We start from the raw sequence: 21,183 nt of genomic DNA, 5'->3' as shown, positions 1-21,183 counted from the left end.
TGCATGAACAAAGGTCCTGAAGAAGGTCGTTAGGGAGCGTTAACAATTAGGCCAGCCATATGACGGCGGATACAAGGTTGAGTAGCGACTGGTAGTTTCTCGCCAGTCGCTCATAGCGTGTTGCCAGCCGCCTGAACTGCTTGATTTTCTGGAAGAACCTTTCTACCAGGTTGCGATCCTTGTAACAGTGCCAATCTATCTCGGGGCATTCCAAGCGATTCTTTCTCGGCGGAATCACCGGCTCGGCGCCCACCGCTCGAATGATGTCCCTCAAAGCGGTGGAATCATACCCCTTGTCGCCAAGCACCGCCGCTGGAGAAAAGCCCGCCAGTAACGCTGGGGCGGCTCCGTACTCAGACGCTTGGCCCGGTGTGAGGATTAGCCGTACCGGGTTGCCGAGGGCATCGACCGCCGCGTGGATCTTGGTGCTCAATCCCCCACGCGATTTCCCCATGGCTTCGGTGCTCTGAGCCGTTTTTTTTTTGCCGCCCCATGCTGATGAACTTTGACGATACTGCCATCTATCATCAGCTGCTCCATGTCGGGATCATCGGCTAATGTGTCGATAACCTGCTGCCAGACCCCCTTCTTAGACCACCGGTTATAGCGCATGTAGACAGTGTGCCAGCGACCGAAGGCGTCGGGCAGATCACGCCAGGGAGCGCCTGTCCGGGCGATCCACAGGACGGCTTCCACGAACAAGCGATTGTCCTTGGCCGTCACCCCGCGATCTGAAGCTTTGCCGGGGAGCATGTGCTCGATGCGCTCCCATTGGTCATCACGTAGCATTAGCCGAGGCATAGATCACCGAAAAATGCTGATATTCTAAATCAGCCCGATCTCCATCGGCAATTGTTAACGCACCCTAGCATGCAAAAAAAGCATGCGAAACGCCTCTGTGACGGGGCCTCCCGCCGTATTGCACCGCATCATCACATGCTAGAATCGGCGCGCTTATTACCCCCTCCCCGCAACCCCTTCCTCGGGACACTGCAACCATGCACACAATCGATGGCATCGCCTCACGGCCCCGGCGCTCCGCCTGGTGGTCGAGCCTTCTCGTATTCGCTTGTTTCGCCCTGCTGTTCAGCCCCGCCGCCCATGCGGTGACCGGCGAGCTGGACATGACCGGCTCCCTGGTCGGCGTGCTGGCCGTGAGTATCTTCGTCCTCGCCTATGCCCTCGTTATGGGCGAGGAGAAGCTGCACATGCGCAAGTCCAAGCCGGTACTGGTCGCCGCCGGCATCATCTGGGCCCTGATCGGCTGGGTCTATGTGCAGTCGGGCATGCCGAACGAGGCCGAGCACGCCTTCCGCGAGACCCTGCTCGAGTTCACCGAGCTGATGCTCTTCCTGCTGGTGGCGATGACCTACATCAACGCCATGGAGGAGCGCCGCGTCTTCGACGCGCTGCGCTCCTGGATGGTGCGCAAGGGCTTCAGCTACCGCCAGCTGTTCTGGATCACCGGCGTGCTGGCCTTCCTGATCTCCCCCATCGCCGACAACCTGACCACGGCGCTGCTGATGTGCGCCGTGGTGACCAAGGTCGCCGAGGGCGACAAGCGCTTCATCAACCTCTGCTGCATCAATATCGTGGTGGCGGCCAACGCCGGGGGCGCCTTCAGCCCCTTCGGCGACATCACCACCCTGATGGTGTGGCAGGCCGGCATGCTGGCGTTCCACGAATTCTTCGTTCTGCTGGTGCCCTCGCTGGTCAACTTCCTGATCCCGGCGGTAGTGATGAGCGCCTTCATCAAGAACCGCAAGCCCGACAGCGTCCAGGAGGATGTCTGGCTGAAGCGCGGTGCGCGGCGCATCATCGCGCTGTTCCTGCTCACCGTGGCCACCGCCGTGGCCTGTCACACCCTGCTGAACCTGCCGCCGGTACTGGGCATGATGACCGGTCTGGGCTACCTGCAGTTCTTCGGCTATTTCCTGCGCCGCACCCTGCCGCGCTCGCTGGAGAAGAAGCGCACCCGCTATACCCAGCGCGGCGACGACAAGAAGCTGGCCCAGCTCGGCAGCGTGGGGCCCTTCGACGTCTTCAACCGCGTGGCCCGCGCCGAGTGGGATACTCTGCTGTTCTTCTACGGCGTGGTGATGTGCGTCGGCGGACTCGGCTTCATGGGCTACCTGACGATGGTATCGGAAGCACTGTACGGGAACCTGGGCGCCACCTGGGCCAATATCGCCCTGGGCGTGATTTCGGCGGTGGTGGACAACATCCCGGTGATGTTCGCGGTGCTGACCATGCAGCCCGAGATGTCTCACGGCCACTGGCTGCTGATCACCCTGACCGCCGGCGTCGGCGGCAGCCTGCTCTCCATCGGCTCCGCCGCCGGCGTTGCCCTGATGGGTCAGGCCCGGGGCAACTACACCTTCATGGGCCACCTGCGCTGGGCGCCGGTCATCGCCGTCGGCTACGCCGCCAGCGTGGCCACCCACCTCTGGCTCAACGCCCACAGCTTTACCGTTTTCAACTGATCGATTCCTGGTGACTTCACCCACTCTCCGGCGGCGATTGCCGCCGGAATTCGTTACGCGTTGAGATCCTCGCTTTACATTGCCTTCCAATGATGTAGCGTATCCAAAGATGGCCGCATCAGCACAGTCGCCGGGGCAAGGGGCGGCGGCTGCCGACACCATAACCAGATGGCCACATCGTATGCAGGAGAGAAGGTCCTCGCCCGGAGCGACGCGCAAGACGAAGCCCGAGGCTGCAGCGAATCATTCACGGGGAACCGATACGCAGAGCTTATCTCCATCCTGTCACCTCCAGCGGTGGCGTCAGAGCGCCTGTCCAGCCGTCAAGGGGCCTTCCGGTGGCGTGGCTGAGGCATGGCCTGCTGGCGGCCCTGCTCGCGCTGTGCTGGCCCTCCCTGGCAGCTGCCGACGAGAGCCCGGTCCTGGTGGCCCACCCGGATGTGCGGACCGTCCACCTGACCCGCGATACCACCCGCGCCATCTTCGCCATGCGGCAACGCACCTGGCCGGATGGCCAGGCGGTGAGGGTCCATGTACTCAGCAACAATGATCCTGTACACGGGCGCTTCGTGAAGGAGCGCCTGGCCGTCTATCCGCACCAGCTTCAGCTGGCCTGGGACCGCATGGTGTTTTCCGGCACCGGGCAGGCCCCCACGCGAGTCTTCTCCCAGGCCGAGATGCTCGACCGCATCGCCAACACCCCCGGCGCCCTGGGCTATCTGGAAAGGGAGTATCTGGATGATCGTGTCCAAGTCATTTCGGTGGAGTGAGCGCCGTGCCCGACTGGCGCTGGCCGCCCTGCTGCTGGGCGGCAACGCTCCGGCTGCGGCAGACAGCAGCATGCTGGATACCCTGCAGTTGCACGGTTTCCTCAGCCAGGCGCTGGTGATCACCGATCGCAATGACTTCTTCGGCCCGAGCAGCAGCGGCGGCGGCAGCCTGAAGTACACCGAGATCGGCGCCAACGCCTCCTTCCGCCCCCATCAGGACGTGTTGATCGCCGCCCAGGTGCTCAGCCGGCGCGCCGGCGGGGATGGCAGTGGCTGGTTCGCTACGACAGCCTGATCAACAACCGCGACGATCGCTCAGGCTCTGCCTATGAGGCTAGCGGCGCCGGCCCCGCCCATAGCCAGTTCGCGGAGGACTACACCCTGGGCCTTCAGTGGACCGTCAATCCGCGTGTCCTGCTCGCTGCCGAGTACCACCATATCGATGGCACTGGCTGGCTTCCCACACAGGACAACCCGGACCCGGCAGAAACCAGCCGTCGCTGGAACATGTTGCTGTTCCAGCTCTCGCTGCGCTTCTGACCGGCCCGAGGCTACGCATGCGGACCAACATCAACCGCCAGCCCTGCCGCCTGAGCCTGACCTGGCGAGTCCTCGCCCTGAGCAGCCTGCTTCTGGTAATGCTGGTGGCGCTTTCCGCCTGGCTGGTGCATACCAACCTGACCCGCCAGTTCGAGACCAACCGGGGCGAGCACGGTGAGCGTCAGGTCCGCGAGATCCGCCTGGCCCTGGAGCGCTCCGAGGAAGGGTTGCGCCAGCTGGCCTCGCTGGTGGCCTCGGGCCAGGGGCTGGGCGAGGCGCTCCAGGCCGGCCAGCCGGCGCTGCTGGTCGACTCGCTGGAGACCCAGTGGCCCACGCTGCAGCTGGAGGCAGGGATCGACGAGATCCTCGTCTTCGACATCGACGCGAACCAGCAGGCCGCCTGGGGCGAGGGGCAGTTGCACAACGAGCGCCCCGTCCAGGAGTGGGTGCGCCGCGTGCTGCGCGACGAGATGCCCCACTCCGCCCTGCGCTGCTCCAGCGACTGCCGCCAGTATGCTGCGGTACCGGTGCTGGTCGAGGGAGTGAGCGCAGGCGCCGTGATCCTCTCTCGCTCCCTGGCCGACGTCACTCGCCAGGCTCAGCAGGTCTCCGAGAGCGACGTGGCCCTGCTGGTGGTGGGAAGCTCGGCCGACCCGGAACTGCCCGAGGAGCGGGCGATTCCCGCCTGGCGCGGGCAGCTCATCGCCATGACGCGCCAGGAAGCCTACCTGCCGATCCTGCGCAGTGCCGCCCCCCAGGTCTCGGTGCGAGATCTGGAGCGCCAGCCACGGCGCCTGGAGCACTCGGGCCAGACCATCGAGCTCAGCGCGGTTCGCATGGACGAGGACGAGGACCGCCGCAGCGTCGGCTACTTCCTGCTCGCCTCTGACATCACCCCCCAGATCAAGGCCATCGCCCATGACACCCGGGTGCTGGTCGCCGTGGGCCTTGCCGGCTGGCTGGTGGCGGAGCTTCTGCTGCTCGCCATTCTGCTCAGCCCCATGGCCCGGCTGCGGCGGATCGCCAGCGTGCTGCCCACCCTGGCCCAAGGGAGCTTCGCCGAGGCCAGGGCCGCCATTCCACGTCCCCGGCGCCTCCTGGCCGACGAGATCGACGTGCTGCAGGGCACTACCCTGGCACTGGCCGACCAGCTCGAGACCCTGGAGCGGGAGGTCTCGGCCCGAGGCGAGCAGCTCGCCGAGCGGGTCGAGGAGCTGGCCAGGGAGCGCGACTTCATCGGCAGCCTGCTGGATACCGCCCGGGTCTTCATCGTGACCCAGGACGCCAGCGGCCGCATCGGCCTGGTCAACGACTATGCGCTGACGGTCATGGGCAGCGAAGAGGAGACACTGCTGAATCGCCTGTTCGAGGATGTCTTCGCGCCGGGCCAGCCGCCCGCCGGCCCGCCCCTTGCCGCCCCGCACCTGGAGGAGCGCCTGCTGGTCACCGCCGATGGCCAGCAGCACACCATCGCCTGGTACCACGCCCCGCTCCCCGGGAGTAACGAGGCCGCGCCCGGGAGGATCTCGGTCGGCCTGGATATCACCGAGCGCAAGGCCGCCGAGGCACGCCTGACCTGGCTGGCCGAACGCGACCCCCTGACCGGCCTCTATAACCGCCGCTATTTCCAGGAGGCTCTGGGCGCAGCGATCAAGCATGGGCTGAGCGGGGCAATGCTGCTGATGGACCTGGACCAGTTCAAGGATGTCAACGAGCTCTGCGGCCACCAGGCCGGCGACCAGCTGCTGCGCAAGGTGGCTCGCGTGCTTACCGAGGAACTCGGCCACCGGGGCGTCATCGCCCGGCTGGGGGGCGACGAGTTCGCCCTGCTGCTAAGGGAAGCGGATGCCGATCTCGCCGTACGCATCGCCCAGCAGATCAGCCAGATCCTCGAGGGCACCGTCTTTGTGGCCGCGGAGCGGCGGCATAGGGTCTCGGCCAGCAGCGGTATCGCGCTCTTCCCGGAACATGCCGACAACCCCATCGACCTGATGGCCAGCGCCGACATGGCCATGTACAAGGCCAAGGCCTCGGGCACCCAGCGCTGGCACCTGCTGGCCACGGCGCAGGGAGCCCGTGAGGAGCTGCAGGAGAGGGTCTACTGGGAAGAGCGCGTTCACCGCGCCCTGGAGGAGGATGCCTTCGAGCTGATGGTTCAGCCCATCGTGCGCCTGGAGGATCGCGACGTGCGCCACTACGAGGTGCTGCTGCGCATGCGCGACGACCAGGGTGGTCTTATCTCGCCGGCGACCTTTATCCCGGTAGCCGAGCGCAGCGGGCAGATCATCGCCCTGGACCGCTGGGTGCTGCGTCACAGCCTTCGCGCCCTGAGCCGGGTACAGGAGCAGGGGGTAAGCCTGGCGGTGAACCTCTCCGGGCAGTCCCTGCATGACGATGGGCTGAACCAGTACCTGGCCGATGAGATTGCTGCCAGCGGCGCCGATCCCGAGTACCTGATCCTTGAGGTCACCGAGACCGCCGCCGTGACCGACTTCTCCACGGCCCGAGGGGTACTGCAGGGCATCCGGGACCTCGGCTGCCGCACGGCCCTGGATGACTTCGGCGTGGGCTTCAGCAGCTTCCACTACCTGGGCCAGCTTCCGGTGGACTACATCAAGATCGACGGCAGTTTTATCCGCAACCTGGCGGTGAATGCCGACAGCCGCGTGATCGTCAAGGCCATTGCCGATATTGCAGCCGGGTTCGGCAAGCAGGCCATTGCTGAATTTGTAAACCAGGAGGCCCTGCTACCCATACTGCAAGACTATGGGATAGCTTATGGGCAGGGTTATTTACTGGGCATGCCAGAACCCATCGAGAGCATTATCAGTGACACTCGATGAAAGAGCCATTTCAACACAAATAAGCACTTAAACCGGCGAACGCTCGCAGAGCTCCGCTCTTCCGCACAGGATTCTTATCCCATGAAAGCCATCCCAAAGGTCGAACCAGAAACGTTGGAAAGGAAAGACCTCCTTCACAGGTTTGGGGAAGAGTTCTCATTTACGATTGCAAAAAACCCAAGGCAGCTCCAGGACGTTTTCGCACTGAGACATGACGTCTTCATCAAGGAAATCGGCTATGACATGGAAGAGGATGAAAGCCATAGCCTGGAACGTGATGAGCATGACAGCAGAGCGATCCACTGTTTTATCAGGCACAAAAGAACGGGACTGATCGCTGGCTGCCTTCGTCTGATAGCTCCTAGCGAAATCGATAGCAATCATGGTGAATTGCTGCCAATCGAGGCCCACGGCGACGGCATTCTGAACCATGACACGTTTCGCCCAGACATCCTGCCTCGCAATCAAATCTGCGAAGTATCACGACTCGCAATTGCCAAGCCTTTTCGAGAAAGGCCCAAGGATGATACGTCTCAAACCAGTAACATCTTCACCCTGGAAGAGAGAAAAGTCTTTCCCATCATCTTGATAGGATTGTTCCTCTGCACCTACACCCTCGTCGGCCTTACCGGAAAGCGGCATGTATTTGCCATGATGGAGCCCAAGCTCCCACGACTCCTTTCTTACTCAGGCTTTCACTTCTCGAAAGTTAGCGGCGACATTTTTTACCATGGCAAGAGAAACGCCTTCTACATCGATCATCAAGTAGCAGAGCAGCAGGTCCACCAGGATCTGACTCAACTGTATGCAGCCATCCAGAAAGAGCTTTCTCCACAGCTTGATGTCACGAATGCCTTCAAAACAGCCATTGTGCAACCGGAAATGACCTGATGATTTTTTCCTCTCGATGGTAGGTGGCGCGTGACTATCTGGTCCGCCGCCTCGACTGCTCCGGCCGGATCATCCTGACCCGCACCTTGGGGCGCAGCGCAGCGGGTGGCGCCGCACCTTCACCGGTCTCCTCGCCGGATGGCGGCGGAGGCGTAATGGTCACCCAGGCGAAGGTGGGCAGCGCCAGCTGCCAGTAGATGGCGGCGAGGCGCAAGCCCAGGGTCACCAGCAGCGCCAGGGCAATGGTCAGGGTGCCCGGTGCGGAGAGGGCGTCCAGCACCACGTAGGTGATGCCGCCTGCGATGGCCGCCGTGGCGTAGACCTCCTGACGCAGCACCATGGGCACCCGCCGCGCCAGCACATCACGCACCATGCCCCCTGCTACGCCGGTCAGCATTCCCATCAGCACCGCGACCACCCCCGGCGCCTCGAGCAGAAGCGCCTTGTGGGTGCCGATGACCGTGAACAGCGCCAGCCCGAAGGCATCGGCCACCGGCAGGAAGCCCCGGTTGAGCCGATGGATATAGTGGAAGCAGAGGATCGAGAGCCCCACGGTGGCCATGATGACCCACAGGTAGGTGGGGTCGGTGACCCAGAAGACCGGCCGCACGCCCAGCACCAGGTCGCGCAGGGTGCCGCCGCCGATGCCCGTCACCGCTGCCAACACCAGCATGCCGAAGGGGTCCATGCGGGAGCGGCAGGCGAGTATCACCCCCCACAGTGCAAAGACGATCACCCCTGCCATGTCCAGCCAGTAGATCAGACCGCTCACCGTTGTTTGCCTCCCGACGAATCAATAGCAAATGGGCGACAGCATAGCCCAATTTTCACCCATCGAGGCCTTCTCGGTCAGGCGCAAGCGTCGACGGCGGCGCTAACGCGAGCAGGCGGCCCGAAGGCCGCCTGCGAAGCGTAGCATCAGCCGCCGAGGGAGGTCAGTCGACGCTGTGGCCCTGCGACTCGAGCCAATCGCGCAGGAAGGCGATCTCCTCCTCCTGGGCGGCGATGATCTCCTCGGCCAGCTCGCGGATCTCCTCATCCTCGCCGTGCTCCAGCACGATGTTGGCCATGTCGATCGCCCCCTGGTGGTGGGGGATCATGCCGCGGGCGAAGTCCACATCGGCATCGCCGGTGAAGCCGACCATCATGTCCTCGTGCATGCGGTCATTGGCCTCCCGGTAGGCCTGCACCGCCGGGTTGTCGGCATGCTCCTCGGCCTGCCCTTCAGCATGGTGGGCATCGCCCTGGGAGTGATCACCATGGGCATGGGCGTCGCCGTGGCTGCCGGCAGCGGCCGGCTGGGCCAGCAGCACGGCCCCGGCCAGGGCGGCGGCACCCAGCGCCGCGGCCCACCAGCCGAGCCCGGCCTCGGGGCGGCCGGCGGTGATGGCGCGAATCTCCTCCTTGCGGTTCGGCTGGCGCGTCTGTCGATGGGTCATGGTGGGGCTCCTTGCAGAGGGTTCGCTTGGTTGGTGACATTCACACTCTAGAACCTGTGGGCCGCCCAAAGGTCAAGGGGGATGGCCCACGGGGCCTCAACCGAGTACCCTGGGGGAGCGGCCTGGCGGCATGCGTCCAGATCCCCCCTCGTCGCCCGCCGCGTCTCTGGGCCACTGCGGTCCGGTCTCCCACTCCCGAGCCACTGGAACGCCCCATGGACTGGAACCCCGCCGTCATCTGGCTGATCGTCGCCCTGCTGCTGGGCCTTGCCGAGCTCACCACCGGCGGGCTGGTGCTGCTGGCGCTCGGCATCGCCGCCGCCCTGACCGCCGGCCTCGCTGCCCTGGGGCTGCCGCTTCCCTGGCAGCTGCTGGGCATGGGCCTCTTCTCCGGTCTCCTGGTGCCACTTGCCATCTGGGTGATCCGCCCCCGGTTCTCGCCCCGCGGCGTGGCCTACGGCACCACCGGTACCGGGGTGGAGAAGGGCCACACCTACACCACCCTCAGGCGCGACTTCGACGGTGCCAGCGGCATCAAGATCAACGGCGACTTCTACCGCCTGCGGGTCGCCGCTGACGCCGACGAGGAGAGCGGCAAGACCGACCTGCCTCCCGGCACTCGGGTCATCTTCCAGGCCTTCGATGGCACCACCGCCATCGTGACGCTGGCCTCTCCAGCGCCGGTCTCCGGCGCCACCCACGACAAGGAGTAATACCCAATGGACCTTCCCGTCAGCCCGGGGCTGATCATCGCCCTGATCGTCGTCGTCATCGGCATCCTGATCATCGCCAAGGGGCTGGTGATCGTCCGCCAGTCGGAGGTGATGGTGATCGAGCGCCTGGGGTCGTTCAACCGGGTGCTGGAGAGCGGCATCAACATCATCGTGCCCTTCATCGACCAGCCCCGCGCCATCACCATGATTCGCTATCGCAAGATGGGCGAGGAGTACCAGGCCATCACCAGCAGCGAGTCACGCATCGACCGCCGCGAGACGGTGATGGACTTCCCCGGCCAGCCGGTGGTGACCACCGACAACGTCACGGTGCGCATCAACGGCGCCCTCTACTACCAGATCATCGACCCCAAGCGCGCCGTCTACGAGGTGGAGAACATGAGCCAGGCGGTGGAGGTGCTGGCCAAGACCACGCTGCGCTCGGTGGTCGGCAAGATGGAGCTCGACAAGCTGTTCGAGTCCCGCGCCGAGGTCAACAACGAGATCCAGGCCGCCATGGAGGAGCCCGCCTCCAAGTGGGGGGTGAAGATCTCCCGGGTCGAGGTGCAGGACATCGCCATGCCCGAGGAGGTGGAGTCCGCCATGCGCCTGCAGATGGCCGCCGAGCGCAAGCGTCGCGCCACCGTGACCGAGGCGGAGGGCGAGAAGTCCGCCGCCATCGCCATGGCCCAGGGCCAGCGCGAGTCGGCCATCCTCAACGCCCAGGGCGACAAGGAGTCCGCCATCCTGCGCGCTCAGGGGGAGCAGGAGTCGATCAAGCTGGTGCTGGGCGCCATCGGCGACAGCGAGGAGAACAAGCGCACCGTGGTGGGCTACCTGCTCGGCCAGAGCTACATCAAGGCGCTGCCGACCATGGCCAAGGAGGGTGAGCGCGTCTTCGTGCCCTACGAGTCCTCGGCGCTGCTCGGCTCCATGGGCATGTTCCGCGAGATGGCCGGCTCCCCGGAGGACGCCGTGGCTAGCCACCTTCAGGCCAGCGGCAACCGCAGTAGCCTGCGCGGTGGCGTGGTGGGCGGAGCGGCCAGCGGCGGCTGAGCACCTCTCTTCATCACCCCCTCACCCATGACGACATCGGCCCGCCATCTGGCGGGCCGATGTCGTGGGGGCCGGCAGCCCTCACCCCAGCTGGAAGGGGTAGACGCTGCCGATCTCGAGGATACCGCTCAGTTCGTCCAGGGCGACGAGGGTCTCCCGGGCCAGGGCCGGGTCGGCGAGATCCTCGGGGGCGAGACGATCGCGGTAGTGGCGCTCGACCCAGGCGGTAAGCTCGCCGTGCAGGGCGTCGTCGAGCAGCACCCGGCCGGCCAGCGCCCCGCGCTCCTCGGCGCCGAGCACCACCCGCAGGCGCAGGCAGGCGGGCCCGCCGCCGTTGCGCATGCTCTGCTTGACGTCCTTCACCACCACCTCGCCGATGGGGTTAGCCCCGGCCAGCAGGTGGTCCTGGACCGTCCGCCACACGCTCTCGTTCTCCTGGCACTCCCCGGGCACCACCAGGGTCATGGAGCCGTCGGGGTTGGAGAGCAGCTGGGAGTTGAAGAGGTACGACCCGATGGCATCCTCGAGGCTCACCGCCTCGAGGGGGATGCGCACCGGGATCAGCGGCGTGCTCATGCGCTCGCGCAGCGCCTCGAGAGTGCCCGCCTCGTCGAGGAAGGCCATCTCGTGATAGAGCAGCACCGGGCCGTTGCCCACCGCGATGACGTCGTTGTGGAAGACCCCGGCGTCGATGGCCTCGGGATGCTGCTGGGCGAAGACCGTCTGCGACTCGGCCAGGCCGTGCTGGCGGGCCACCGCCTGGCTCGCCTCCAGGGTCTGGCGCGCAGGGAAGCGCTTCGGGGCCGGCAGGGTCTCGCTGCCCCAGCCGAAGGCCTCGCGGCCGTAGACGAAGAGGTGCACGCCGGCCTCACCGTGGCCACCGGCCAGGCGCGTATGGTTCGCCGCTCCCTCGTCGGAGAAGGCCGGCGTCGCCGGCAGCGCCGGGTGGTGGGCGAAGCGGGCCTCGTCGCGGAAGATCGCCGCCAGCACCCGGCCGGTGGTGGCCGGCTCCAGGAAGCGATGGAAGCTCGACTGCAGGTTGGCCGGGGTGAAGTGCACCCGGCCATCCGGCGCGTCCGGGCTGGGCGTCACCGTGGCGGCATTGGCGGTCCACATGCTCGAGGCGGAGCAGACCGCCCGCAGGATCTGCGGGGCATCGCCGGCGGCCCGGGCCAGCACCCGCTCGTCGCTGCCGGTGAAGCCCAGCGCCCGCAAGGCGCCCAGGTCGGGGCGCTGCTGGGGCGGCAGCACCCCCTGGAGATAGCCGGCGTCCATCAGCGCCTTCATCTTGGCCAGCCCCTGCAGGGCGGCCTCCCGGGGGTTGGCCACCAGGCCGCCGTGGCTCATCGAGGCGACATTGCCCAGCGCCAGGCCCGCGTAGTTGTGGGTCGGCCCCACCAGGCCGTCGAAGTTGACCTCGCGGTAGTCGCGATCCGGTCTCTGCTGGTCGCTCACAGGCTCACCCCCGGCGGCAGCTGATCGGGCAGGTGCAGGTCCTCGCTCTCCACGGAGGCCACCGGATAGGCGCAGTAGTCGGCCGCATAGAAGGCGCTGGGGCGATGGTTGCCGCTATCCCCGACCCCGCCGAAGGGGGCATCGCCGGAGGCGCCGGTGGTCTGGCGGTTCCAGTTGACGATGCCGGCGCGGATGCGCAGCAGGAAGTCGTCCCAGTCGGCGCGCTCGCCGCCGATCAGGCCGGCGGCCAGGCCGTAGCGAGTGGCGTTGGCCAGGGCAATCGCCTCGTCCCAGTCGCGGTAGCGCTGCACCTTGAGCAGCGGGCCGAAATGCTCCTCATCGGGCACCTCGAGGCCGGTGACGTCGATCAGCCCCGGCGAGAGCAGGCTGGTGTCCTCCTCCAGGCGCTCCATGCGCGCCAGCACCGTGCCGCCGAGCTCCTCCAGCGACGCCTGGGCCGCGAGCAGCCCATCGGCCGCCGCCACGCTGACGAGGCCCCCGTAGAAGGGGGCGGGCTCGCTGAACGGGCCGGCCACCCGCAGCCGCGAGACGGCGTCGCTGAGCGCGTCGAGCAGGTGGTCACCCACCGGCCCCTCGGGCACGATCAGCCGCCGAGCACAGGTGCAGCGCTGGCCGCCGGAGAGGTAGGCCGACTGCAGGATGGTGAGCACCGCGGCATCCTGGTCGGGCACGTCCTTCACCACCAGCGGGTTGTTGCCGCCCAGCTCCAGGGCGAGGATCTTGTCCAGCTGGCCGGCGAACTGACGGTGCAGCATGCCGCCTACCCCGGCGCTGCCGGTGAACAGCAGGCCATCGATGCCCGGATCGGCGGCAAGCGCCTGCCCGGTCTCCACGGCACCCTGCACCAGGTTGATCACGCCGGCGGGCAGCCCCGCCTCCAGCCAGCACTGGAGGGTGAGGTCGGCGGTCAGCGGGGCCTGCTCGCTGGGCTTGAAGACCACGCAGTTGCCGGCCAGCAGCGCCGGCACCATATGGCCGTTGGGCAGGTGGCCGGGGAAGTTGTAGGGGCCGAACACCGCCATCACCCCGTGGGGACGATGGCGCAGCACCGCCCGGGCATCGCCCAGGTCGCGCTCCCGCTCGCCGGTGCGCTCCTGGTAGGCGCGCAGGGAGAGCGCCACCTTGCCGATCATGGCGCCCACCTCGGTGCGCGACTCCCACAGCGGCTTGCCGGTCTCGTGAGCGATGGCCGCGGCCAGGTCCTCGCGATGGCGCTCCAGCACCTCCCGGAAGCGTTCCACCAGTGCCTGGCGCTCGGCGAAGGGCGTGCGCGCCCAGCCGGGGAAGGCCGTGCGGGCGGCCGCCACGGCGGCCGCCACCTGGGCCGGGCTGGCGGCACGCCCCTCCCAGAGTCGCTCCCGGGAGACCGGGTCGTGCTTGGTGAAGGTCCGGCCCTCCCCGGCCTGCCAGATACCGCCCACCAGCAGCTCTCGTCTCGCCTTCATCAGCCTTCCTCCTCGCTATCCAGAATCCGCAGGGTGGCGCCGGCGTCCACCTCGAGCCGCGCCGCCTCGCCGGGCGAGAGTCTGAGCACGCCCGCCTCGTCGGGGCCGCGCCCCACCCAGGCGGCGCGGAAGTCGGCCATCCCGGTGGTGGCGGCCAGCCAGCGCGGCCGCGCGCCCTCATCGCTCAGAGCCGGGTCGATCTCGACCCGACAGTGCCGGGAGAGGCGCACACCGCGCACATCGTCGATATAGGCCTCGACGGTGGGACCACCGTCGAAGATGTCGATGTAGCCCTCCCAGCGCAGCCCCTCCTTCTTGAGCATGGCCAGGGCCGGGCGGGTCTGCTCTCGGACCCGACCCGACCGATGCAGGCCCGCGCCTCCTCGGAGAGGAAGGGGGTATAGATCGGGTACTTGGGCATCAGCTCGCCGATGAAGCTCTTCTGGCCCAGCCCGGTGAGCCGGTCGGCCTCGTCGAAGTCCAGCGGGAAGAAGTGGCTGCCCAGGCAGTGCCAGAAGGGGCTCCTGCCCCGCTCGTCGAAGACCCCGCGCATCTCCGCCAGCACCTTGGCGGGGAAGCGGTCGCGGAACTCCGCCATGAACAGCCAGCGCACCATGGAGAGCAGCGCGCCGTTGCGCTGGTGGCGGCGGTCGCCGCCGCGGTACTCGGGGCGCAGGAAGAGCGAGGCCACCTCGGCATCGCCGGTGTGGTCGGAGCACAGGAAGAGGCTGTCGATGGTGCGATGCAGGTCGAGCTGCACCGAGGAGTGGGCCAGGGTGCCCACCCGGTAGTGGTAGAAGGGCACCTCGCGCCCCACCTCGCCCTCGATGGCGCAGCAGCCGGCCAGGTGGCCGGTGGCCTCGTCCTCCAGCACGAAGAAGTAGTTGCGCTGGTCCGGCGGTACACGCTCCTCGAAGGCGCTGATCGTGGCGGCGATCTTGGCGGCCAGGAACTCGCGGTTGTCGGGCAGCGAGGTGAAGCCCACGCCGGTCTCCCGGGAGAGCGCCTGCAGCTCGTCCAGGTCACTCTCGGCGATCGGTCGAATACGCATCACAGCTCTCCCTCGTCGTAGCCCGGGTCGCGCTCCTCGACGCCGTCGTCTCCCATGCCGGGCAGCGCGAGCGGCGCAGCCAGCACCGCGCGCCCCTCCTCCACGCCGAGGCGCTCGGCGTGCTCCGGCGAGAGCATCAGCTGGCCGGTGGGCGACAGCGCATAGCGCGCCACCACGCAGCAGAAGTCATCGAGACGCTGGTTGGCCACCATGGCCGGCTCCGCATCCGGCAGGGCATGGGCCGGGCGGATGCGCACCGGATGCCAGGCGGCGCGGCGGAAGGTCTGCAGCCGCTCGCGCTCGGCCTTGATCACCGGCCCGGCATCGAAGATGTCCACGTGACGCGAGCGCAGGAAGCCCTCGGCCAGCATCTCGGCCAGCGCCCCCTCGTGGTCGGGATGCTCGCGGCCGATGGCGGCCCGCGCCTGGGGGGTGAGCAGCGGCAGGTAGAGCGGGAACTGCGGCATCACCTCGGCGATGAAGCTCTTGGAGCGGATGCCGGCCAGGGTGTTGATCTCGTGGTAGTCGCGCATGAAAAAGTGGCGCCCCACGCTGTTCCAGAACGGCGACTCGCCGGCGCCGTCCAGGAAGCCGGGGAAGGCCATGGCCAGCAGGCCGGCGAAGCGCTCGGGGTACTGGGCGATGAACATCAGCCGCGCGCGGCGCAGCAGGCTCTCGGCGCTGGTGCCCCGGTAGCGGGGCTCCAGCGAGTAGGCACAGAGCAGGCTCGCCTCGGAGACCTCGTGGGAGAGCGCCAGGGTCTGCACCTCCCGGCGCACGTTGAGCTGCTGGGAGGCGTGGATCAGGGTCTCCTGCCGGTAGGTGTAGTAGGCGTCCCGGGCGCCGGCCTGAGCGCGGATGGTAGCGGTGCCCACCGCCTCGCCGCGCTCCCGGTCCTCGAGCACGAAGGTGTAGTGCTCATCGCCGGGGAAGGCCACCTCGGCGGTGAAGGCCTGGCGGGAGCGGGCGATGCGCTCCTCCAGGCGATCGCGATGGGCCGGCAGGTTGGTCAGCTGCGGCACGGCCATGCCGGCCAGCCGCTCCAGGGCGGGCAGGTCGGCGGGCACAACGGGGCGAACGACCAGCATGACGGGGTCTCCCTCGGATGACAGGGGGCCGGCAGGCCGGCTCACTGACCGGCCACGAGCCGTGCGATGGCGCGCTCCAGGCGCGCCATGCCCTCGGCGATGTCCGCCTCGGGGATCACCAGCGAGGGCGCCATGCGCAGCACGTTGGGCCCGGCGACCAGGGCCATCAGCCCCTCCTCCACCGCCAGCGGCAGGATCTCGGCGGCGCGCCCCTCGTAGTCGGCGGACATCACCGCGCCGATCAGCAGGCCCATGCCGCGGATCTCGCCGAACACCCCGTGCCTGTCGTTGATCGCCTCGAGGTGCTCGCGGAACAGCGCATGGCGGCGCTTCACGCCCTCCAGCACCTCGGGGGTGTCGATGAACTCCACCGCCGCCAGGGCCACCGCCGAGGCCAGCGGGTTGCCGCCGTAGGTGGAGCCGTGGGTGCCGAAGGCGAAGGCCGACGCCACCCGGTCGCTGGCGAGCATGGCGCCCACCGGGAAGCCGCCGCCGAGCGACTTGGCGCTGGTCAGGATATCCGGGGTCACGCCGAGCTGCTGGTAGGCGTAGAGGGTGCCGCTGCGGCCCACGCCGGTCTGCACCTCGTCGAAGATCAACAGGGCATCGTGGGCGTCGCACAGCGCCCGCAGGCCGGCCAGGAACTCGGGATCGCCCGGCAGCACGCCTCCCTCGCCCTGCATCGGCTCCACCATCACCGCGCAGGTGTCGTCGTCGATCAGGTCGCGCACGCTGTCGAGGTTGTTGTACTCGCCGTGGACGATCCCCCCCGGCACCGGGCCGAAGCCCTGGGCATACTTGGGCTGGCCGCCCACGCTGACGGTGAAGAAGGTGCGGCCGTGGAACGACTGGGTGAAGGAGACGATGCGGTTCTTGTGCTCGCCGAAGTGGTCATGGGCCCAGCGGCGGGCCAGCTTGAGGGCCGCCTCGTTGGCCTCGGCGCCCGAGGAGCAGAGGAACACCTTGTCGGCGAAGGTGCGCTCCACCAGGCTGCGGGCCAGCTTGAGGGCCGGCTCGTTGGTGTAGACGTTGGAGACATGCCAGAGCTTGCCGGCCTGCTCGGTGAGGGCCTTCACCAGCACCGGATGGCAGTGGCCCAGGCCGTTGACCGCGATGCCGCCGGCGAAATCGATGTACTCGCGCCCGGCCTGGTCCCACAGGCGGCTGCCCTCGCCGCGTACCGGGATCGCCTGCTGGGGGGCGTAGTTGGGCACCATGTAGCGGTCGAAGTCGGCGCGGGTCGGGGTCTGGGTCATGTCGCTTGTCCTTTACGAAGTACTTTGCGGAATGCTTTGCGGAAAGCTGGGCGAAAAAGGTGACGTCGTAGCGAATACCCCACCGAGTATAGGGAGTCGCCCTGCCGGATGCTTTCATCGATGGGACAGGGAGTTGTGAAAAAGGCTAGGCTGAGGTCGATGCCTCGAAGGAACCGCCCATGTTCAATACCACCGCCTGGAACCGCCTGCGCTACAGCCTCTACGCGCCGCTCTATGACGCCGTGGCCGAACGCGCCTTTCGCCGGGCGCGGCACCGGTCGCTCGACCAGGTGACCTGGCAGCCGGGGATGCGGGTGCTGCTGGTGGGCGCCGGCACCGGGCTCGATCTGCCCTGGCTGCCGCGGGATGTGGAGATTCACGCCACCGACCTCAGCCCAGCCATGGTGCGGCGCATCGAACGCCGCGCCGAGGCGCTGGGCATGGACGTCCAGGCCGCGGAGATGGACGGCGAGGCGCTCGCCTTTCCCGGCGAGCACTTCGATGTGGTGGTGATGCACCTGATCGTGGCCGTGATGCCAGACCCGGCACAGGGGCTGGCCGAGGCTCGCCGGGTGCTCCGGGGCGACGGCCAGCTCTGCGTGATGGACAAGTTCCAGGCCGATGACCGCCCCGCGAGCGCCGCCCGGCGCGCCCTCAACGCCCTGACCAGCGCCATCGCCACCGACATCACCCGCCAGGCCCGGCCGCTGCTGGAAGGCGCCAGCTTCACCATCGAGCAGGACACCCCGGTGATGATGGGCACGCTGTTTCGGGCCCTGCTGGCACGCCCGACACGGCCTCGCTGACGCTCAGCCCAGCCGCTCCTCCCGCGGGGTCAGGCCGAAGTGGTTGCGGTAGGCGGTGGAGAAATGCGCCGCCGAGGAGAAGCCGGTCAGCATCGCCACCTCCCCCGCCGGGTGCTCGCTCTCGCGCAACAGCCGCCGCGCCCGCTGCAGGCGCAGGTCCAGGTAGTAGCGGCTGGGCACCGCCTGCAGGTGCTTCTTGAACAGCCGCTCCAGCTGGCGCCGCGAGATCCCCAGGTGCTCGGCCAGCTCGGCGGTGGTCAGCGGCTCCTCCACGTTGGCCTCCATCAGCGCCAGCGCCTCCGCCAGGCTCTCGGGGACGCCGCCCGAGGGCGGGCCGGACGGCTCCTCGCCCATGCGCACCCGCTCCAGCACGAAGTGGGCCGAAACCCGCTCGGCGAGCTGGCTGCCGTGCTGGCGCCCGATGAGGGTCATCATCATGTCCAGGGCCGCGGTGCCGCCGCCGCAGGTCAGGCGCTCGCGGTCGATCTCGAACGGCTGCCGGGAGAGCCGGATGCGCGGATGGGCGCGACGCACCGCCTCGAGGTGCTGCCAGGGCACCGTGGCCCGGTAGCCGTCCAGCAGCCCGGCGCGGGCCAGCAGCTCCGCCCCCCCGCCGATCCCCGCGATCAGCCGTCCCGGTATCGCCAGCTCGACCAGCCGCCGCCGCAGGGCCTCGTCGGCCGCCTGGGCACCGGGAGCGCACACCAACAGCATGTCCAGGTCGGCGGCGGCCGGGGCCAGACCAGGCTCAGCATGACCAGACTCAGACAGGCCGGGTTGAGCCAGACCAGGCTCAGACAGACCGGGTTGAGCCAGACCAGGCTCAGACAGACCGGGTTGAGCCAGACCAGGCTCAGACAGGCCGGGTTGAGCCAGACTCAGCTCGGCCAGCAGCCGCTGGCCGGAGGCGCTGGCGACCGGCTGCACCGCCGCCCCCAGAGTGACGAGGCGATAGAGGGGCGCGCCGGCGAGCTGGCCGGCCACCGTCAGCGGTTCGGTGGCACAGGCCTGGGCCAGCAGCGAGAAGCCGGGCAGCACCAGCACGCCGACTCGCCGGGAGGGCGACGACGCAGGCGGGGGTGGCGAGGGCTCGTGCATGGGCGGGGCCGGCAGGAAAGGGGGCCCTCATCTTACCCAAGCAGAAGGCCGGGCGCTAAGGCCCGGCCGGCAGGGAGTGTCGAGACGAAGAGGGGCTACTGGGCGCTGCCGCTGTAGATCAGCATGGCCGCCACCAGCAGGCCCAGCACCACGATGATGATGGGCAGCAGGCGCTGCATCGTCCTGGGCGGCGGCTTCTTGGCCTCGGGCTGCTTGGCATCCGGCTCGGGGTCGTCGAAGTCCTCGGGTTCCAGTACCTCCTTGAGATGCTCGAGTTCCTCTTCCGGTGTCTTGCTCTCTCTGGTGTCCATGAGATCCTCCAGGGTCGATAAGCCACCGCGTCACAAACCCGTCATCCTGACCGGACTCGCGCGCTCCTTACAGTGTCACGACATCGAATTCCACGTCCGGGTTCACATCGGCCTCGTAATCGACGTCATCGCGCTCGAAACCGAACAGCTTCAGGAACTCGTGCTTGTAACCAGCATAGTCGGTGATAGCGAAGAGGTTCTCGGTGGTCACCTGGGGCCAGAGGTCCTTGCACGCCTGCTGCACGTCGTCGCGCAGCTCCCAGTCGTCCAGGCGCAGGCGGCGGGCGTCGTCGGTGGCCATCTCGCCACTGTCGGCGCCATACAGCCGCTCGCCGAACAGGCGGTTGAGCTGCTCGATGGTGCCCTCGTGCAGGCCCTTCTCCTTCATCACCTTGTAGACCATGGCGATGTAGAGCGGCATCACCGGGATGGCGGCGCTGGCCTGGGTCACCACCGACTTGAGCACCGCCACGTTGGCGCCGCCGCCGGAGGCCGCCAGGCGCTTGTCGATCTCGCCGGCGGCGCGGTCCAGGTCCTCCTTGGCCTTGCCCAGGGCGCCATGCCAGTAGATCGGCCAGGTGATCTCGGTGCCGATGTAGCTGAAGGCGACGCTGCGCGCGCCCGGTGCCAGCACGCCGGCACGGTCCAGGGCGTCGATCCACAGCTCCCAGTCCTCGCCGCCCATCACCGCCCTGGTGTCCTCGATCTCCTGCTCGGTGGCGGGCTCCACCTCGGCCTCGATGATGGTGTCCTTGTTGGTGTCGATGGCGGTGGCGCGGTAGGTCTCGCCGATCGGCTTGAGGCTGGAGCGCTTGAGCTCGCCGGAGTCCGGCAGCTTGCGTACCGGCGAGGCCAGCGAGTAGACCACCAGGTCGACCTGGCCCAGGTCCTGCTTGATCAGCTCGATGGCGGTCTCGCGGGCCTCGTGGGAGAAGGCATCGCCGTTGATCGACTTGCTGTAGAGCCCCTCGGCCTTGGCGAACTTGTCGAAGGCGGCGCTGTTGTACCAGCCGGCGGTGCCCGGCTTCTTCTCGCTGCCGGGCTTCTCGAAGAACACGCCCAGGGTGTCGGCACCGTAGCCGAAGGCGGCGGTGATGCGGGCCGCCAGGCCGTAGCCGCTGGAGGCCCCGATCACCAGCACCTTCTTCGGGCCGCGGGCCTTGTCCAGGCCGCGAGCGCGGGTCGCCTCGATCTGCTCGAGCACGTTCTTCTCGCAGCCGACGGGGTGGGTGGTGGTGCAGATGAAACCGCGTACCTTGGGCTTGATGATCACGTCAGACCTCGCTGTTGGTCATTGTCGGGCCGGCATGCCGCCGTCCCGCTGTCATGGAGTGGCAATCGCCCTATTCTAGCGGTCACGCCGGGCGCTGTCCGCCCTTGAGCCCGCCACGCGCCTGGGGCAGGATGCACCTCCGGGCGCATTGCCACGAGGAGGATCCCGATGAATGCACAGGCCCTGGTCGATGAACGCGGCGAGCTGTGGCTGGCGCTGGCCCCGCTGTGGCTGGAGCGCGAGCCCGGCGAGCGCGACTATGCGCACATGATCGAGGTCATCGAGCGCCACGATCTGACGCTGAAGGAGCTGGAGTGGATCTTCCGCCTGGAGCTCGCCCCGGTGCTGGGGCGCCAGCAGATGTCGATGGTGGGCGAGTGGCGCCGCTTCGACGACTACAAGCTGATGAAGCAGCTGGTGGCCCACAACCTCCGGCTCACCGGATGGCGCCGCACCAGTTGGATGCTGTTCTCGGGGCTGACCACCATGATGACGCGGCATCGCTGGAACGAGCTGATCGCACGCCTGATGGTGGAAAGGGGCGAGACACCCCCATGATGACTCGGCTCTCCACACACCCTGCTGGAACGAGCTGATCGCACGACTAATGGTGGAAAGGGGCGAGACACCCCCCTTAACGAGCT

Annotated in this window: 18 protein-coding genes and 2 pseudogenes; 9 read left to right on the top strand and 11 right to left on the bottom strand. The window is 67.6% G+C overall.

Features of this window, described 5'->3' with window-relative positions; all coding sequences use genetic code 11:
* Positions 1-46 precede the first annotated feature (46 nt).
* Positions 47-753, bottom strand: a pseudogene (locus B6N23_RS12935) (IS5 family transposase).
* 245 nt (positions 754-998) lie between these two features.
* Here B6N23_RS12935 and nhaD point away from each other — a divergent pair.
* The 5 genes from nhaD (at position 999) to B6N23_RS12910 (ending at position 7,527) form a co-directional block, all read left to right on the top strand.
* Positions 999-2,483, top strand: a complete 1,485-nt coding sequence (gene nhaD / locus B6N23_RS12930; RefSeq protein WP_305499534.1) for a sodium:proton antiporter NhaD — start codon at positions 999-1,001, stop codon at positions 2,481-2,483.
* Between the two features lie 338 nt (positions 2,484-2,821).
* Positions 2,822-3,253, top strand: coding sequence for a hypothetical protein (locus tag B6N23_RS12925; RefSeq protein WP_439649823.1), 432 nt, complete (start codon positions 2,822-2,824; stop codon positions 3,251-3,253).
* The gene (locus B6N23_RS17055; RefSeq protein WP_369424636.1) at positions 3,228-3,548 is read left to right on the top strand and encodes a hypothetical protein; all 321 of its coding nucleotides are present in this window, start codon (positions 3,228-3,230) and stop codon (positions 3,546-3,548) included. Before B6N23_RS12925 ends, B6N23_RS17055 begins: the two co-directional genes overlap by 26 nt.
* A gap of 262 nt (positions 3,549-3,810) precedes the next feature.
* Positions 3,811-6,636, top strand: coding sequence for a bifunctional diguanylate cyclase/phosphodiesterase (locus tag B6N23_RS12915; RefSeq protein WP_305499532.1), 2,826 nt, complete (start codon positions 3,811-3,813; stop codon positions 6,634-6,636).
* Between the two features lie 81 nt (positions 6,637-6,717).
* Positions 6,718-7,527: a PEP-CTERM/exosortase system-associated acyltransferase gene (locus tag B6N23_RS12910; protein WP_110068811.1), complete on the top strand. Its 810-nt coding sequence runs from the start codon at positions 6,718-6,720 to the stop codon at positions 7,525-7,527.
* A 34-nt stretch (positions 7,528-7,561) separates the two neighbouring features.
* Here B6N23_RS12910 and B6N23_RS12905 read toward each other — a convergent pair whose 3' ends face one another.
* Together B6N23_RS12905 and copM are read right to left on the bottom strand one after the other, a co-directional pair.
* Positions 7,562-8,299: a trimeric intracellular cation channel family protein gene (locus B6N23_RS12905; protein ID WP_305499529.1), complete on the bottom strand. Its 738-nt coding sequence runs from the start codon at positions 8,297-8,299 to the stop codon at positions 7,562-7,564.
* 163 nt (positions 8,300-8,462) lie between these two features.
* Positions 8,463-8,966 carry a CopM family metallochaperone gene (copM, locus tag B6N23_RS12900; protein WP_305499527.1) on the bottom strand — a complete coding sequence of 168 codons (504 nt, stop codon included), beginning with the start codon at positions 8,964-8,966 and terminating at the stop codon, positions 8,463-8,465.
* 215 nt (positions 8,967-9,181) lie between these two features.
* Between copM and B6N23_RS12895 the strand changes: the two genes are divergently transcribed.
* Both B6N23_RS12895 and B6N23_RS12890 read left to right on the top strand, forming a co-directional pair.
* On the top strand, positions 9,182-9,679 hold the full coding sequence (locus B6N23_RS12895) for an NfeD family protein (RefSeq protein WP_305499525.1): 498 nt from the start codon (positions 9,182-9,184) through the stop codon (positions 9,677-9,679).
* 6 nt (positions 9,680-9,685) lie between these two features.
* Positions 9,686-10,735: an SPFH domain-containing protein gene (locus B6N23_RS12890; protein WP_305499523.1), complete on the top strand. Its 1,050-nt coding sequence runs from the start codon at positions 9,686-9,688 to the stop codon at positions 10,733-10,735.
* An 81-nt stretch (positions 10,736-10,816) separates the two neighbouring features.
* Here the strand turns inward: B6N23_RS12890 and astB are convergent, their stop codons facing one another.
* From astB to B6N23_RS12865, 5 genes and pseudogenes are all read right to left on the bottom strand, one after another.
* The gene (astB, locus tag B6N23_RS12885; protein WP_110068815.1) at positions 10,817-12,190 is read right to left on the bottom strand and encodes an N-succinylarginine dihydrolase; all 1,374 of its coding nucleotides are present in this window, start codon (positions 12,188-12,190) and stop codon (positions 10,817-10,819) included.
* The gene (gene astD, locus B6N23_RS12880) at positions 12,187-13,656 is read right to left on the bottom strand and encodes a succinylglutamate-semialdehyde dehydrogenase (RefSeq protein WP_305499516.1); all 1,470 of its coding nucleotides are present in this window, start codon (positions 13,654-13,656) and stop codon (positions 12,187-12,189) included. The genes astB and astD overlap by 4 nt, the downstream gene beginning before the upstream one ends.
* Positions 13,656-14,707: pseudogene (astA, locus tag B6N23_RS12875) on the bottom strand (arginine N-succinyltransferase). Before astA ends, astD begins: the two are co-directional and overlap by 1 nt.
* Positions 14,707-15,795, bottom strand: coding sequence for an arginine N-succinyltransferase (locus B6N23_RS12870; protein WP_119021537.1), 1,089 nt, complete (start codon positions 15,793-15,795; stop codon positions 14,707-14,709). The pseudogene astA and the gene B6N23_RS12870 overlap by 1 nt, the downstream one beginning before the upstream one ends.
* A 41-nt stretch (positions 15,796-15,836) precedes the next feature.
* Positions 15,837-17,051, bottom strand: a complete 1,215-nt coding sequence (locus tag B6N23_RS12865; RefSeq protein WP_110068819.1) for an aspartate aminotransferase family protein — start codon at positions 17,049-17,051, stop codon at positions 15,837-15,839.
* 179 nt (positions 17,052-17,230) lie between these two features.
* Here B6N23_RS12865 and B6N23_RS12860 point away from each other — a divergent pair, with 179 nt between their 5' ends.
* Entirely contained in the window at positions 17,231-17,857 is a 627-nt protein-coding gene (locus B6N23_RS12860) for a class I SAM-dependent methyltransferase (protein ID WP_305499504.1), read from the top strand.
* A 3-nt stretch (positions 17,858-17,860) separates the two neighbouring features.
* On the opposite strand, the gene B6N23_RS12855 is transcribed toward B6N23_RS12860, so the two are convergent.
* The 3 genes from B6N23_RS12855 to fabV form a co-directional block, all read right to left on the bottom strand.
* Complete coding sequence (locus B6N23_RS12855; RefSeq protein ID WP_305503805.1) at positions 17,861-18,898, bottom strand: GlxA family transcriptional regulator; 1,038 nt, start codon at positions 18,896-18,898, stop codon at positions 17,861-17,863.
* 152 nt (positions 18,899-19,050) lie between these two features.
* Positions 19,051-19,266, bottom strand: a complete 216-nt coding sequence (locus B6N23_RS12850) for a hypothetical protein (protein ID WP_305499503.1) — start codon at positions 19,264-19,266, stop codon at positions 19,051-19,053.
* Positions 19,267-19,333: 67 nt separating this feature from the next.
* Positions 19,334-20,539: an enoyl-ACP reductase FabV gene (fabV, locus tag B6N23_RS12845; protein WP_305499500.1), complete on the bottom strand. Its 1,206-nt coding sequence runs from the start codon at positions 20,537-20,539 to the stop codon at positions 19,334-19,336.
* A gap of 168 nt (positions 20,540-20,707) precedes the next feature.
* Here fabV and B6N23_RS12840 point away from each other — a divergent pair, with 168 nt between their 5' ends.
* Complete coding sequence (locus B6N23_RS12840) at positions 20,708-21,097, top strand: DUF7079 family protein (protein WP_110068824.1); 390 nt, start codon at positions 20,708-20,710, stop codon at positions 21,095-21,097.
* Positions 21,098-21,183: the final 86 nt, after the last annotated feature.

Origin of the sequence: Halomonas alkalicola (assembly GCF_030704205.1) — a bacterium.
Taxonomy (GTDB): Bacteria; Pseudomonadota; Gammaproteobacteria; order Pseudomonadales; family Halomonadaceae; genus Halomonas; species Halomonas alkalicola.
The sequence above is the reverse complement of the archived record's forward strand: the minus strand, read 5'-3'. Positions and strand labels throughout refer to the sequence as shown.